Here is a 13,877-nt window from a genome sequence, read left to right as displayed (position 1 = left end):
ACCCGCCTTCCGTACGGCCGAGGCCCGGACCCCGGGGCGGGGGTCCGGGCCTCGGGGGCCGTGCCGGGCGTGTCAGAGGACGTCGGCGGCGATGTTGGCGGCGACCTGCTCCAGCAGGGGACCCGCGTTCGGGATGGACTTGGCCGGGTCGGGCTCCAGGTCCGTCAGCGGGTACGCCTTGCGGATGCCGGCCCCCTCCAGGGCCTCCTGGCTCAGCAGCAGCCGGCCGCAGACCGCCACCACCGGCTTGCCTGCCGCGCGCGCCGCGGCCGCGACGCCCGCCGGGGCCTTGCCGTGCAGGGTCTGCTCGTCCAGCGAGCCCTCACCGGTGATGACCAGCGTGGCGCGCTCCAGGGCCGGCGCGAAGCCCAGTACCTCCAGCATCAGCTCGATGCCGGGACGGAAGGTGGCGCCGAGCAGCAGGGCGCCGTAGCCGATGCCGCCCGCGCCGCCCGCACCCGGGAGCACCGCGCATTCGGCGGCCTTCGCGCCGATCGACTTCTCCAGCACGACCGCGAAGTGCGCCAGCGCCGCGTCGAGCGTCGCCACGTCCTCGGGCGAGGCGCCCTTCTGCGGGCCGTAGACCGCCGCGCAGCCCTTCGGGCCGGTCAGCGGGTTGTCCACGTCGCTCGCGAGGACGAATTCCACGTCGGCGAAGCGCGGGTCGACGCCGGACAGGTCCGCCGAGGCCAGGTCGGCCAGCGCGCCGCCGCCCGGACCGACCGGTTCGCCGTTCGCATCCAGGAACACCGCGCCCAGCGCGGCCAGCATGCCGGCGCCGCCGTCGGTGGTGGCACTGCCGCCCACACCGAAGACGATCGAGCGCGCGCCCGCGTCCAGCGCGGCCTTCAGCAGCTCGCCCGAGCCGTACGTGGTCGCCGTCAGCGCGGCGAAGGTGCCCGCCGGCAGCAGCTGCAGCCCGGAGGCCTCCGCCATCTCGACCACCGCGGTGCCCTCGCGCAGCGCGAAAGCGGCCGTGACCTGGTCGCCGAGGGGTCCGGTGACCCGTACCTCCCGGCGCTCGAAACCGGCCGCCACGGCGGCCGCGACCGTACCGTCGCCGCCGTCCGCGACGGGGAGGGTCTCGATCTCCACGCCCGGTACGGCCGAGCGGAGTCCGGCCGTCACCCGCTCCGCGACCTGCACGGCCGTGAGCGAGCCCTTGAATTTGTCCGCGGCGATGAGCACGCGCGCGGCCTCAGTTACTGCTCCGTCCGTCACCTTGCTATTCCCTTGCTATCGAACAGTGCAGTCGCGCCGCCATGAGCTTATCCGGAGGATCCTCCTATGCCCATGAGTGGCCTGGGCCACACCCGGCGCGCCATGCCCCTAAATAGGGATATACGCCTGCATAGTGTGGCCGCATGAGCGCGGAATCACTGGAACAGCCACGTCCGGACACCCCGGGAGGGGGATCCGGCGGCCCCGTGGACGGCGCGCCCGACCACACCGTCGTCACCGTGGGCGTGATCGCCGTGCTGGCCGTCGTCGCCTGGGCGGCCCTCGGCAAGGACTCCTTCGACACCGCGTCGAGCACCGCGCTGGCCTGGGTCCTGAACAACTTCGCCTGGCTGTTCGTGATCGCCGCCGACACCTTCCTCGTCATGTGCGTCCTGCTCGCGATCAGCCGCTTCGGCCGGATCCGCCTCGGCGCCGACGACTCCGAGCCCGAGTTCACCAACCTCGCGTGGATCGCGATGATGTTCAGCGCCGGCATGGGCATCGGCCTGATGTTCTACGGGGTGGGGGAGCCGCTCACCCACTACCTGGCCCCGCCGCCCGCCTCCGGAGCCGCCCCCGGAACCGGCGCCGCCGCCCTCGCGGCCATGGAGTACTCCTTCTTCCACTGGACCCTCACCCCCTGGGCCATCTACGGCATCGCCGGCCTGGCCCTGGCCTACGCGACCTTCCGCAAGGGCCGCGGCAACCGCCTCAGTTCCGCCTTCGTCCCGCTGATGGGCCAGCAGCGGGCCGACGGCCCGGCCGGCAAGGCCGTCGACCTGCTCGCCGTCTTCGCCACCGTCTTCGGCACCGCCACCAGCCTCGGGCTCGGCGCGCTCCAGGTCTCGAAGGGGCTCAGCCTCACGACCGGCATCGAGGACTCCACCACCGTCGAGCTGATCATCATCGGCTCGCTGTCGGCGGCCTTCGTCCTCTCCGCCTTCTCCGGCCTGCACAAGGGGGTGAAGTGGCTGAGCACCATCAACATCGTCCTCGCCGCCACCCTGATGCTCTTCGTCTTCGTGCTCGGCCCCACCGTCTACATCCTCGACGTGATCCCCGCCAGCGTGGGCGGGTACGTGAGCGAGCTGGTGCCCATGGCCACCCGCACCGGCGCCTTCACCGACTCCGCCTGGCTCGGTGCGTGGACGATCTTCTACTGGGCGTGGTGGCTCTCCTGGGCCCCCTTCGTCGGCACCTTCATCGCCCGCATCTCGCGCGGCCGCACCATCCGCGAATTCCTCGTCGGCGTGCTGCTCGTGCCCAGCGGGGCCACCGTCGTCTGGTTCTGCGTCATGGGCGGCACCGCCATCCGCCTCGACTCCACCGGAGCCGTCGACTTCGCCGCCAAGATCAAGGACGGCACGGAAGCCTCGCTCTTCGCGATGCTCGACGCGCTGCCCCTGTCCACGGTCACCTCCTGGGTGGCGATGCTCCTGGTCATGACCTACTTCGTCACCAGCGCCGACTCCGCCTCCCTGGTCATGGGCTCGCTCACCAGCCGCGGCTCCCTCCACCCGCCCACCTGGCTCGTCGTCACGTGGGGCGTGTTGATGGCCGCCGTCGCCGCCGTGCTGCTCGTCGCGGGCGGCCTGAAGTCCCTGCAGACCGCCACCATCCTGGTCGCGCTGCCCTTCGTCGTCGTCATGCTGCTGCTCTGCTGGGCCCTGGTGAAGGAGCTCCGCGAGGACCCCGGCGCCGGACCCGCCCGCCACCACGCCCTGCACGGCATGCGGGACGCCGTCCGGGCCATGGTCGGCGACGCCGTCACCGAGCAGGGGACCGCCCGCCACCCGCGGCTGCGACGCGTCGCCGAGTCCAAGGGCCGGGACCGCGAGGACGGGCCCGGCGGCCCCGCCGCGTGATCTCGGTAGGGTGGCGGAGTGACCACCACGGATGACTACGCCACGTACATCGCGAGCCTGCCCCGGGTGCTGGCCGGCGCGGCCGCCCTCTACCGGGACGCCGAGGGCAGGGTGCTGCTCGTCGAGCCCAACTACCGCGAGGGATGGACCCTGCCGGGCGGCACGATCGAGTCGGACGAGGGCGAGTCGCCGCGCACCGCCGCCCGTCGCGAGAGCGCTGAGGAAATCGGCCTCGACCTGCCGCTCGGCCGGCTGCTCGCCGTCGACTGGTCCCTCGGCGCCGGCCGCCCGCCGCTGGTCGTCTACGTCTACGACGGCGGCGTACTCGACGCCGGACAGCTCGCCTCGATCAAGCTCCAGGAGGAGGAGCTGCTCTCCTGGCGGCTGGTCGACCGCGCCGAACTCGCCGACTACCTCCCCGGATCGCTCGGCCGGCGCACCGAAGAGGCCTGCCGGGTCCTGCTGTCGGGCGAGGGCACCGTGGAACTGGAGAACGGCCGCCGCCCGGGCGTTTCGTAGCACGAGGCCCACTTCGAGCAGGACAGAATCAGCTGATGATCACGATGTACGCCTGGCCCAGCACCGCCGACGGGCCCGACGCCCTTCCCATGGTCCACTTCACGACCGACCAGCAGTCCGCCGGCGAGGTGACCCCGGAGGGGGTGCCCGTCTGGATGTTCGACACCGCGATCCGCGAGGGCGGCTGGTCCCGGTTCACCGACTACGACGGCTGGTCCGTGCCCGCCCCCGAATGGCGGGCCCTGTACCGCCGCGAGGACGACCTGCTCGCCGTCAGCGGTCCCGGCTCCTGCGAGGGCTGGTACGAGGGCAACCTGGGGGCCGACGCCGAATGGGTGGCGGCGGCCGCCGCCCAGCAGAGCGTGGTCCTGCTCGCCGCCCCCGTCCAGCACCCCTCGCTCTACGGCTACGCCGTGGAGGCGGGAGCGGCCTTCGCCCTGCTCGTCCCGCTCATGGTCGTCTGACCCGGAGCGGGCGGATCAGGCCAGGAGCTTGGCCTTGGCCCGGTCGAACTCCTCCTGGGTGATGTCGCCCTTGTCCTTCAGGGCGGACAGCTTGTGCAGTTCGTCCGCCGAACCGCCGCCGGGGCCCGCCGCCTTCTGCACGTACTGGCGGAAGGCCGCCTCGTTGTCCTGGGCCTGCTTCACGTCCCGCTCGCCCATGCTCTTCCCGCGGGCGATGAGGTAGACGAACACGCCGAGGAACGGCAGCAGGAGCACGAAGATGAGCCATCCCGCCTTCGCCCAGCCGCTGAGGCCGTGGTCACGGAACAGGTCCGTGATGACCTTGAAGAGCAGGAAGAACCACATGATCCACAGGAACAGCCACAACATCGTCCAGAAGACGTTGAGAAGTGGGTAGTCGTCCATGCCCGGCTCCGATCTTGTAGCGGTCCCTCCTTCATACGCCCGCCGCGACGCGTGCGCATGCGGAGCGCGGCCGTTGGGACCGGGCCGGGAGCCTGGAGCAGCCGGTCCTAGAGCAGCCGGTCCTGGAGCGGCTCACCGGACTCGAAGGCCAGCAGCCGCACCTTCCGGTCGAGCCCGCCGCCGTAACCGGTCATGCCGCCCGAGGCACCGATCACCCGGTGGCACGGCACGATGATGCCGACCGGGTTCTTGCCGTTGGCCAGACCCACCGCGCGCGAGGCGTTCGGCTTGCCCAGCCGGGCCGCGAGCTCCCCGTACGACCAGGTCTCGCCGTACGGGATCCGGACGAGCTGCTCCCAGACGCTGCGCTGGAAATCGGTGCCCTCCAGACGAAGCGGCAGGTCGAACTCGGTGAGCTCCCCCGCGAAGTACGCGGCCAGTTGGCGCACGACTTCGGGGAAGGGCTCCTCGGTGGCGGCGACCCGCTCCCCGAAGGACTCCTCGGCCGGCCGGTGCCGCTGCTCCGTCATGTAGAGGCCGCTGAGGAAGCCGTCCGTGGCGACGAGGGTGAGCGGGCCGTAGGGGCTGTCGACGACGGCGTGCTGCTTGCCGCTGATCACGGTGTCTCGCATGGTGTGCTCCTCAGACGGGCAGGTGGTTGATCGGGTGGGCGTCGGTGGCCCACAGGTACTGGACGGCGTACGCGCGCCAGGGCCGCCAGGCGGCCGCGCGGGCGGTCAGCGCGGCCGGGCCGGCCGGCAGCCCGAGCCCCTGCGCCGCCCGCCGCACCCCCAGATCGGACGGCAGGAACGCGTCCGGGTCGCCGAGCGCCCGCATCGCGATGATCTCGGTGGTCCACGGGCCGAAGCCGGGCAGCGCCGCGAGCTGCGCCCGCGCCGCCTCCCAGTCGCTGTCGAAGCCGAGCGGCAGCGAACCGTCCGCGAGCGCCGCGACCAGGGTGGTCAGCGTCGTACGGCGGCTGCGCGGCAGCGCCAGGGACTCCGGGTCCAGCGCGGCGAGCGCCTGCGGGGAGGGGAAGAGGTGCGTCAGCCCGCCCAGGGGGTCCTCGACGCGCTCGCCGTGCGCGGTCACCAGCCGGGCCGCGTGCGTACGCGCCGCCGCGGTGGAGACCTGCTGGCCCAGGACCGCCCGTACGGCGAACTCCTGCGCGTCGACCGTACGGGGGACCCGGCGCCCGGGGGCCTTGTCCACGAGCGGGGTCAGCAGCGGGTCCGAGCGCAGCTGCTCGTCGACCGCCTCCGGGTCGGCGTCCAGGTCGAGCATCCAGCGGCAGCGGCTGATGGCGATCGTGAGGTCGCGCAGGTCGGTCAGGGCGAGGCGGCAGCCGATGTGGTCGGGCTGCGGGGTCAGGGCGACGACTCCGGTGCCGTGGGGCAGGCGCAGGGTGCGGCGGTAGGCGCCGTCGCGCCACTCCTCGACGCCGGGGACGGCGGTCGCGGCGAGGTGCCCGAAGAGGTTGTCGGGGTTCAGGGGGGCCCGGAACGGCAGCCGCAGGCTTATGGTCCCGGGGATCCTGGGCGGGTCGTTCTTGTGGCGGCCGGCCTTCGCGGCCCGCTCCCGCAGCTCGCTCGGGGACAGGGCGAAGACCTCGCGGACGGTGTCGTTGAAGGTGCGGATGGAGGAGAAGCCGGCCGCGAAGGCCACGTCGCCCATGGGCAGCTCGGAGGTCTCGATGAGCAGCCGGGCGGTCTGCGCGCGCTGGGCCCTCGCCAGGGCGAGCGGGCCGGCCCCGAGCTCGGCGTTGAGCTGCCGCTCCACCTGGCGGGTGGAGTACCCGAGCCTCGTCGCGAGCCCCGGTACGCCCTCCCGGTCGACGACCCCGTCCTGGATCAGCCGCATCGCGCGTGCGACGGCGTCGGCCCGTGCGTTCCACTCCGGCGAGCCGGGGCTGGTGTCGGGCCGGCACCGCTTGCAGGCGCGGAACCCGGCCTGCTGACAGGCGGCGGCGCTGGGCAGGAAGGTCATGTTCTCGACCTTCGGCGGTACGGCGGGGCAGCTGGGCCGGCAGTAGATCCGGGTGGTCAGCACGGCGGTGAAGAACCAGCCGTCGAAGCGGGCGTCCTTCGACTGCACGGCCCTCACGCAACGCTCGGTATCGGTGTGCATGGCTCCAGGATCCGGGGCGGAGTCGCCTGCGGCTGGCGGTTTTCCGACATCAAGGCTACGACGGGGGGCCGGGCGGGGCCGGGTCCGGCGGTGGGGCGGGGGTCGTCCGGGGTAGGCATGATTTATGGCCCCACGGCGGCACAGAAAAGTGCCAGGCGGTCCGGGCCAACAAATCACGTTTTACACCCCGGACAACCCCCGCCCCACCACCGGCCCCGCCCCCGCCCTCAGGCGCGTGTACCGGCAGGAGGGGTCGGCGGCGGGGCGGGGAGTGTCCGGGGTGTAAAACGTGATTTGTTGGCCCTCACTCCGGAGTGCTGTGTCACCCCGCCCGTGGGGCCATAAATCATGCCTACCCCGGACACTCCCCGCCCCGCCGCCGACCCCGCCCCCCGGCAACGCCACCGCCGAGCTCCCGGCCCAGGGAAACGACAGAGGGCCCCGGATGCCATCGGCATCCGGGGCCCTCTTTCACAGCTGAGCTCAGCGCAGCGTAGCGGCTCGGGCTTCGCGGCGGTTGTGCCGGAACGTGTTCGCCCGGCGGGTCGTCGCGAACAGCGGAATGGTCGCCGCCATCGCGATCTGCAGGGCGCAGCCGGTCTGGAGCAGCAGCTGACCGCCCGGGGCGTCGAACGCCCAGGCCGCCAGCAGCCCCATCGCGCCGATGATCCAGCACAGCATCGCCACGGCGAGCACGCCCCGCGGCTTCGGGTACTCGACCCGGCTCACCATCAGCCAGGCCACCCCGATGATCGCCAGCAGGGTCGGGATGAACGGCAGCTCCAGCAGCACGATCGAGACGACCGTCAGCGCGCCGAAGGGGCTCGGCATGCCCTGGAACATGCCGTCCTTCATCGTCACGCAGCTGAATCTGGCGAGTCGCAGCACCACGGCGAGCAGCACCACGATCGCGGCCAGCGCCGACATCTTCTGGTGCGCGTCCACGGCGACCATGCCGTAGACGAGCACGAAGTAGGCCGGGGCCAGGCCGAAGCTGATCAGGTCGGACAGGTTGTCCAGCTCGGCACCCATCGGCGAGCTGCGCAGCTTGCGGGCCACGATGCCGTCGAAGAGGTCGAAGACCGCGGCGAGCAGCATCAGTATCACTGCCGTCGCGGCGCTGTTACGGGCCATGCCCGACTCGCCACTGCCGGTGAGGTGCGGGATGAGGATCCCGGTGGTGGTGAAGTACACCGCCATGAATCCGCACGTCGCGTTGCCGAGGGTGAGGGTGTCCGCTATCGACAGCCGCAGCGAGAGCGGCATGTCGTCCTCGGCGGACTCCTCCTCGGCAGGCTCGGGCACCCAGCCGGCGGCCGGAGTCTCAGGGTCAGTCACGGTCAATTCGTGTCACCCCCGCGGTGGTGGCCTGACCGACCTCGACCGCGACCTCGACACCCTCGGGGAGGTAGATGTCGACGCGGGACCCGAAGCGGATCAGACCGATGCGTTCGCCCTGCTCCACCTTGGTGCCGGCCGGCAGGTACGGGACGATGCGACGGGCGACGGCGCCGGCGATCTGCACCATCTCGATGTCGCCGAGCTCGGTGTCGAAGTGCCAGACAACGCGCTCGTTGTTCTCGCTCTCCTTGTTGAACGCCGGGACGAATCCGCCGGGGATGTGCTCCACGGACGTCACCGTGCCCGCGAGGGGCGCGCGGTTGACGTGGACGTTCAGCGGGCTCATGAAGATCGCGACCCGGGTCCGTCCGTCCTTCCACGGCATGATGCTCTGCACCACACCGTCGGCGGGGGAGATGACACGGCCCTGAGCGATCTCACGCTCGGGGTCGCGGAAGAACCACAGCATGCCCGCGGCGAGCGCGGTGGCGGGCACGGCCGCCGCGGCCCAGCGTCCGGACTTGCGGGCCCGGGTGAGGCTGAGCGCCGCGGTGGCGACGGTCGGCAGAAGCCACGGCGATGCTCCGCGCGCGAGGCGTACGCCAAGGAGGCTGTCGCGAGGTGCAGAGGTTTGGCTGTGGGGCATGGATGACCTTCGTAGCGGGTGATTGCCGCGCCGCAAACAGGGGGACGGGACGGCGGCTTTACTGGAATGCTATCGGTTGCACGCAACAACTGGGCAAGCCAGAAGCCGAGTCGATGACCGTCGGCCAGTGACTGGCAGTGACCCTTTCGCGACGAACCCATGGATGATTCGCCGCAAAAGGGACTTTCAGCCCTGGAGTCGGTACTCCTCGAGCAGGCGTCGCCCGATGATCATTTTCTGGATCTCGGCGGTACCTTCACCGATCAGCAGCATCGGAGCTTCCCGGTAGAGACGCTCGATCTCGTACTCCTTCGAGAACCCGTATCCGCCGTGAATGCGGAAGGCGTCCTCGACCACCTCCTTGCAGTACTCGGAGGCGAGGTACTTCGCCATCCCTGCTTCGAGGTCGTTTCGTTCCCCGGAGTCCTTTTTGCGTGCTGCATTGACCATCATCGCATGGGCGGCTTCGACCTTGGTAGCCATCTCGGCCAGCTTGAACTGAATGGCCTGGTGTTCGGCGATCGGCTTGCCGAAAGTGTGACGTTGCTGGGCATAAGAGACACCCAGCTCGAAGGCACGCTGAGCGACGCCACAGCCACGCGCCGCCACGTTCACGCGGCCGACCTCGACCCCGTCCATCATTTGGTAAAACCCTCGGCCCGTCTGGCCTCCGAGGACCCGATTGGCCGGAATGCGCAGTCCGTCCATGATGAGCTCGGTCGTGTCGACGCCCTTGTAGCCCATCTTGTCGATCTTGCCCGGGATGGTCAGACCGGGACGGACCTCACCGAAGCCCGGCTCCTTCTCGACGAGGAAGGTCGTCATCGACTTGTGGGGCGCCGTGCCCTCGGGGTGTCCTTCGTCACTTCGGACGAGAACGGCCACCAGGGTGGAGCTGCCGCCGTTCGTCAGCCACATCTTCTGGCCGTTCAGGACGTACTCGTCGCCGTCCTTCACCGCCTTCGAGGAGATGGCCGACACATCGGAGCCCAGCGCCGGCTCGGACATCGAGAACGCGCCGCGCACCTCGCCCAGCGCCATGCGGGGGAGGAAGTGGTCCTTCTGCTCCTGCGTGCCGTGCTGCTTGAGCATGTACGCCACGATGAAGTGGGTGTTGATGATGCCCGAGACGGACATCCAGCCCCGGGCGATCTCCTCGACGCACAGGGCGTACGTGAGAAGGGACTCACCCAGGCCGCCGTACTCCTCCGGGATCATCAGCCCGAAGAGGCCGAGCTCCTTGAGACCGTCGACGATCTGCTGCGGGTACTCGTCGCGGTGCTCCAGCTCGGTCGCGACCGGGATGATCTCCTTGTCGACGAACTCCCGGACGGTCTTCAGGATCTCCCGCTGGACGTCCGTGAGCCCGGCGGTCTGGGCGAGTCGGGCCATGGCTACTTCTCCTGGGTCTTCAGCTGGGGGCGGCCGGGCTGCTCGCCGCCGCGCTCCTTGATGTACGTCTCGGTCGGGACCATCACCTTGCGCCGGAAGACGCAGACGAGGGTGCCGTCCTGCTTGTAGCCCTTGGTCTCGACGTAGACGATGCCGCGGTCGTTCTTCGACTTCGACGGGGTCTTGTCGAGGACCGTGGTCTCGCCGTAGAGGGTGTCGCCGTGGAAGGTCGGCGCCACGTGCCGCAGGGACTCGATCTCCAGGTTGGCGATGGCCTTCCCGGAGACGTCCGGCACGGACATGCCGAGCAGCAGCGAGTAGATGTAGTTGCCCACGACCACGTTCTTGCCGAAGTCGGTGGTGTTCTCGGCGTAATTGCTGTCCATGTGGAGCGGGTGGTGGTTCATGGTCAGCAGACAGAAGAGGTGGTCGTCGTACTCGGTGACCGTCTTCCCGGGCCAGTGCTTGTAGACCGCCCCGACCTCGAACTCTTCGTAGGTGCGTCCGAACTGCATGGTGCTCAGGCCTCCGGGATCTCGAACTTGCTGGTGCGCTGCATGCCCGCCGCGCGCCCCTTGCCCGCGATGACCAGGGCCATCTTGCGGCTGGCCTCGTCGATCATCTCGTCGCCGAGCATCGCGGAGCCCTTCTTGCCGCCGGCCTCCGAGGTGCACCAGTCGTACGCGTCGAGGATCAGCTCGGAGTGGTCGTAGTCCTCCTGCGAGGGGGAGAAGACCTCGTTGGCCGCGTCGACCTGACCGGGGTGCAGCACCCACTTGCCGTCGAAGCCCAGCGCCGCCGCCCGGCCGGCCACCTCGCGGTAGGCGTCCACGTCACGGATCTGGAGGAAGGGGCCGTCGATCGCCTGCAGGTTGTGCATGCGGGCCGCCATCAGGATCCGCATCAGGATGTAGTGGTAGGCGTCCGCGCCGTAGCCGGGCGGCTGCATGCCCACGACCAGCGACTTCATGTTGATGGAGGCCATGAAGTCGGCCGGGCCGAAGATGATGGTCTCCAGCCGGGGCGAGGCGGCGGCGATCTCGTCGACGTTCACCAGGCCCTTGGCGTTCTCGATCTGTGCCTCGATGCCGATCTTGCCGACCTCGAAGCCCATGGTCTTCTCGATCTGCGTCAGCAGCAGGTCCAGGGCCACGACCTGCTGGGCGTCCTGCACCTTCGGCAGCATGATGCAGTCGAGGTTCTGGCCGGCGCCCTCGACCACCGTGATGACGTCGCGGTACGTCCAGTGCGTGGTCCAGTCGTTGACGCGCACGACCCGGGTCTTGCCCGTCCAGTCGCCGTTGTTCAGCGCGTCCACGATCGTGTGGCGGGCGCCTTCCTTGGCGAGCGGCGCGCAGGCGTCCTCCAGGTCCAGGAAGACCTGGTCGGCCGGCAGGCCCTGGGCCTTCTCGAGGAACCGCGGGTTCGAGCCGGGCACCGCGAGGCAGGAGCGGCGCGGGCGGAGACGGTTCACCGGGTGGACAGGCGTGGTCATGCGGGGACCTCCGTGCTTGCAAGGTGTGCGGTGTCGTGAAGGGGGTCGAGCTTGTTCGCTTTGCGGATCTCGTCGACGATACGTCCGATGATCTCCGTGATGCCGAAGTCCTTCGGGGTGAAGACGGCGGCCACGCCGGCCGCCTTCAGCGCCACGGCGTCCGCGTTCGGAATGATGCCCCCGACGATGACGGGGATGTCACCCGCCCCCGCCAGACGGAGCCGCTCCAGGACGTCCGGGACGAGGGCGCTGTGCGAGCCGGACAGGATGGACAGTCCCACGCAGTGCACGTCCTCGGCCAGCGCCGCGGAGGAGATCTCCTCCGGGGTCAGCCTGATGCCCTGGTAGACCACCTCGAAGCCCGCGTCGCGGGCCCGGACGGCGATCTGCTCGGCGCCGTTGGAGTGCCCGTCCAGACCCGGCTTGCCGACCAGCAGGCGCAGCCGGCCCGAGCCGAGCTCGTCGGCCGTACGGGCCACCTTCGCGCGGACCTCGTGCATCGGGGTGCCGGGCTCGGCGGTGACCGCGACGGGGGCCGAGGAGACCCCGGTCGGGGCGCGGAACTCGCCGAACACCTCGCGCAGCGCGCTCGACCACTCGCCCGTGGTGACACCGGCCCGGGCGCACTCCAGGGTGGCCTCCATCAGGTTCTCGGTGCCGGCCGCGGCCTCCTTGAGGCGCTCCAGGGCCTGCCGGGTGGTGGGGAAGACGAAGGGATCGCCGTTCCCCTGCCGGTCCGAGGACTCCTGACGCTCCGCCCGCCAGCGGACGATGCGCTCGACGGTGAGCGCCTCCGTTGCCGGGTCGACCGTCATGATGGCGCCGTCCAGGTCGGAGGTGAGCGGGTTCTCCTCGGTCTGCTGGAAGCAGTTGACACCGACGATCTTGTCCTCGCCGGCCTCGATCCGGGCCCGCCGCTCGGCGTGCGAGGAGACCAGCTCGCCCTTCAGGTACCCGGACTCGACGGCGGCCATGGCGCCGCCCATCTCCTGGATCCGGTCGATCTCGGCCAGGCAGTCGGCGACCAGGGAGTCGACTTTGGCCTCGATGACGTGGGATCCGGCGAAGATGTCCTCGTATTCCAGCAGGTCGCTCTCGAGCGCGAGGACCTGCTGGATGCGCAGCGACCACTGCTGGTCCCAGGGCCGGGGCAGGCCCAGCGCCTCGTTCCAGGCGGGCAGCTGCACGGCGCGGGCGCGGGCGTCCTTGGAGAGGGTGACCGCGAGCATCTCCAGCACGATGCGCTGGACGTTGTTCTCCGGCTGCGCCTCGGTCAGACCCAGCGAGTTGACCTGGACGCCGTACCGGAAGCGGCGCTGCTTGTCGTTCTCGATGCCGTAGCGCTCGCGGGTGACCTTGTCCCAGATGCGGCTGAAGGCGCGCATCTTGCACATCTCCTCGATGAAGCGGACGCCCGCGTTCACGAAGAAGGAGATGCGGGCGACGACCTCGCCGAAGCGCTCCTCGGGCACCTGGCCCGAGTCGCGCACCGAGTCGAGGACCGCGATCGCCGTGGACATCGCGTACGAGATCTCCTGGACCGGGGTGGCCCCGGCCTCCTGGAGGTGGTACGAGCAGATGTTGATCGGGTTCCACTTGGGGATGTGGTTGACCGTGTACGCGATCATGTCCGTCGTCAGGCGGAGGGACGGCCCCGGCGGGAAGACGTGCGTCCCGCGCGAGAGGTACTCCTTGACGATGTCGTTCTGGGTGGTGCCCTGGAGCTGGGAGACGTCCGCTCCCTGCTCCTCGGCGGCCACCTGGTAGAGCGCCAGCAGCCACATGGCGGTGGCGTTGATCGTCATCGAGGTGTTCATCTGCTCCAGGGGTATGTCCTGGAACAGCCGCCGCATGTCGCCCAGATGGGAGACCGGGACCCCGACCCGGCCCACCTCGCCGCGGGCGAGGATGTGGTCGGGGTCGTAGCCGGTCTGGGTCGGCAGGTCGAACGCGACCGACAGACCCGTCTGGCCCTTGGCGAGGTTGCGGCGGTACAGCTCGTTGGACGCCTCGGCCGTGGAGTGGCCGGCGTACGTCCGCATGAGCCACGGACGGTCCTTCTGGCGCTCTGTCATCTCAGGCGATCCTTATGGCCTTTGAGCCGACTCAGACGTTGCGGAAGCGGTTGATCGCGTCGAGGTGCTGGGCGCGCATCTCGTGGTCGCGGACGCCGAGGCCCTCCTCCGGCGCGAGAGCGAGGACGCCGACCTTGCCCTGGTGGAGGTTGCGGTGGACGTCGTAGGCGGCCTGGCCGGTCTCCTCCAGGGAGTAGACCTTCGACAGGGTGGGGTGGATCCTGCCCTTGGCGATCAGGCGGTTGGCCTCCCACGCCTCGCGGTAGTTCGCGAAGTGCGAGCCGATGATGCGCTTGAGCGACATCCACAGGTAGCGGTTGTCGTACT

Annotated in this window: 13 protein-coding genes and 1 pseudogene; 3 read left to right on the top strand and 11 right to left on the bottom strand. The window is 70.1% G+C overall.

All coding sequences use genetic code 11. The features are described 5' to 3' along the window. Window positions 1–72 precede the first annotated feature (72 nt). A complete protein-coding gene (locus tag ACFYZ4_RS38455) occupies window positions 73–1,221 on the bottom strand; it encodes a glycerate kinase (RefSeq protein WP_362852269.1) in 1,149 nt (382 codons plus the stop codon). 143 nt (window positions 1,222–1,364) lie between these two features. Here ACFYZ4_RS38455 and ACFYZ4_RS38450 point away from each other — a divergent pair, with 143 nt between their 5' ends. The 3 genes from ACFYZ4_RS38450 to ACFYZ4_RS38440 are packed head-to-tail and all read left to right on the top strand — an operon-like array spanning window position 1,365 to window position 4,069. Continuing rightward, a complete protein-coding gene (locus ACFYZ4_RS38450; RefSeq protein ID WP_351302627.1) occupies window positions 1,365–3,086 on the top strand; it encodes a BCCT family transporter in 1,722 nt (573 codons plus the stop codon). An 18-nt stretch (window positions 3,087–3,104) separates the two neighbouring features. Beyond that, window positions 3,105–3,605 carry an NUDIX domain-containing protein gene (locus ACFYZ4_RS38445; RefSeq protein ID WP_390786183.1) on the top strand — a complete coding sequence of 167 codons (501 nt, stop codon included), beginning with the start codon at window positions 3,105–3,107 and terminating at the stop codon, window positions 3,603–3,605. Window positions 3,606–3,640: 35 nt separating this feature from the next. Continuing rightward, complete coding sequence (locus ACFYZ4_RS38440; protein WP_351302621.1) at window positions 3,641–4,069, top strand: hypothetical protein; 429 nt, start codon at window positions 3,641–3,643, stop codon at window positions 4,067–4,069. Between the two features lie 15 nt (window positions 4,070–4,084). Here the strand turns inward: ACFYZ4_RS38440 and ACFYZ4_RS38435 are convergent, their stop codons facing one another. From ACFYZ4_RS38435 to ACFYZ4_RS38390, 10 genes and pseudogenes are all read right to left on the bottom strand, one after another. Beyond that, window positions 4,085–4,474, bottom strand: a complete 390-nt coding sequence (locus ACFYZ4_RS38435) for an SHOCT domain-containing protein (protein WP_351302618.1) — start codon at window positions 4,472–4,474, stop codon at window positions 4,085–4,087. 107 nt (window positions 4,475–4,581) lie between these two features. Then, entirely contained in the window at window positions 4,582–5,106 is a 525-nt protein-coding gene (locus ACFYZ4_RS38430) for a methylated-DNA--[protein]-cysteine S-methyltransferase (protein ID WP_351302615.1), read from the bottom strand. Between the two features lie 10 nt (window positions 5,107–5,116). Further along, entirely contained in the window at window positions 5,117–6,601 is a 1,485-nt protein-coding gene (locus ACFYZ4_RS38425; RefSeq protein ID WP_351302613.1) for an AlkA N-terminal domain-containing protein, read from the bottom strand. A gap of 483 nt (window positions 6,602–7,084) precedes the next feature. Continuing rightward, complete coding sequence (gene pssA / locus ACFYZ4_RS38420; protein ID WP_351302610.1) at window positions 7,085–7,945, bottom strand: CDP-diacylglycerol--serine O-phosphatidyltransferase; 861 nt, start codon at window positions 7,943–7,945, stop codon at window positions 7,085–7,087. Beyond that, window positions 7,932–8,588 (bottom strand): phosphatidylserine decarboxylase, encoded by a 657-nt coding sequence (locus tag ACFYZ4_RS38415; RefSeq protein WP_030010161.1) that lies wholly within the window; start codon window positions 8,586–8,588, stop codon window positions 7,932–7,934. Before ACFYZ4_RS38415 ends, pssA begins: the two co-directional genes overlap by 14 nt. 186 nt (window positions 8,589–8,774) lie before the next feature. Continuing rightward, window positions 8,775–9,980 (bottom strand): acyl-CoA dehydrogenase family protein, encoded by a 1,206-nt coding sequence (locus tag ACFYZ4_RS38410; RefSeq protein ID WP_189967951.1) that lies wholly within the window; start codon window positions 9,978–9,980, stop codon window positions 8,775–8,777. 2 nt (window positions 9,981–9,982) lie between these two features. Continuing rightward, on the bottom strand, window positions 9,983–10,495 hold the full coding sequence (locus ACFYZ4_RS38405; RefSeq protein WP_351585427.1) for a MaoC family dehydratase: 513 nt from the start codon (window positions 10,493–10,495) through the stop codon (window positions 9,983–9,985). Between the two features lie 5 nt (window positions 10,496–10,500). Further along, the gene (locus ACFYZ4_RS38400) at window positions 10,501–11,475 is read right to left on the bottom strand and encodes a CoA ester lyase (protein ID WP_215146713.1); all 975 of its coding nucleotides are present in this window, start codon (window positions 11,473–11,475) and stop codon (window positions 10,501–10,503) included. Continuing rightward, window positions 11,472–13,550, bottom strand: a complete 2,079-nt coding sequence (locus ACFYZ4_RS38395; protein WP_390786182.1) for a protein meaA — start codon at window positions 13,548–13,550, stop codon at window positions 11,472–11,474. Before ACFYZ4_RS38395 ends, ACFYZ4_RS38400 begins: the two co-directional genes overlap by 4 nt. A 31-nt stretch (window positions 13,551–13,581) precedes the next feature. After that, a pseudogene (locus ACFYZ4_RS38390) lies at window positions 13,582–13,877 on the bottom strand (crotonyl-CoA carboxylase/reductase); the annotation flags it as partial.

Origin of the sequence: Streptomyces sp. NPDC001513 (genome assembly GCF_042894695.1) — a bacterium.
In the GTDB taxonomy this organism is placed as follows: domain Bacteria; phylum Actinomycetota; class Actinomycetes; order Streptomycetales; family Streptomycetaceae; genus Streptomyces.
Note: the sequence above shows the minus strand (reverse complement) of the source record. Positions and strands in the feature narration are given on the sequence as shown.

What these genes read in the sequence shown, in the direction of transcription:
- ACFYZ4_RS38395 (WP_390786182.1), bottom strand. Translation starts at nt 13,550, where the DNA reads ATGACAGAGCGCCAGAAGGACCGTCCGTGGCTCATGCGGACGTACGCC.
- ACFYZ4_RS38430 (WP_351302615.1), bottom strand. Translation starts at nt 5,106, where the DNA reads ATGCGAGACACCGTGATCAGCGGCAAGCAGCACGCCGTCGTCGACAGC.
- ACFYZ4_RS38410 (WP_189967951.1), bottom strand. Translation starts at nt 9,980, where the DNA reads ATGGCCCGACTCGCCCAGACCGCCGGGCTCACGGACGTCCAGCGGGAG.
- ACFYZ4_RS38435 (WP_351302618.1), bottom strand. Translation starts at nt 4,474, where the DNA reads ATGGACGACTACCCACTTCTCAACGTCTTCTGGACGATGTTGTGGCTG.
- ACFYZ4_RS38440 (WP_351302621.1), top strand. Translation starts at nt 3,641, where the DNA reads ATGATCACGATGTACGCCTGGCCCAGCACCGCCGACGGGCCCGACGCC.
- ACFYZ4_RS38400 (WP_215146713.1), bottom strand. Translation starts at nt 11,475, where the DNA reads ATGACCACGCCTGTCCACCCGGTGAACCGTCTCCGCCCGCGCCGCTCC.
- ACFYZ4_RS38405 (WP_351585427.1), bottom strand. Translation starts at nt 10,495, where the DNA reads ATGCAGTTCGGACGCACCTACGAAGAGTTCGAGGTCGGGGCGGTCTAC.
- ACFYZ4_RS38450 (WP_351302627.1), top strand. Translation starts at nt 1,365, where the DNA reads ATGAGCGCGGAATCACTGGAACAGCCACGTCCGGACACCCCGGGAGGG.
- ACFYZ4_RS38425 (WP_351302613.1), bottom strand. Translation starts at nt 6,601, where the DNA reads ATGCACACCGATACCGAGCGTTGCGTGAGGGCCGTGCAGTCGAAGGAC.
- ACFYZ4_RS38415 (WP_030010161.1), bottom strand. Translation starts at nt 8,588, where the DNA reads ATGCCCCACAGCCAAACCTCTGCACCTCGCGACAGCCTCCTTGGCGTA.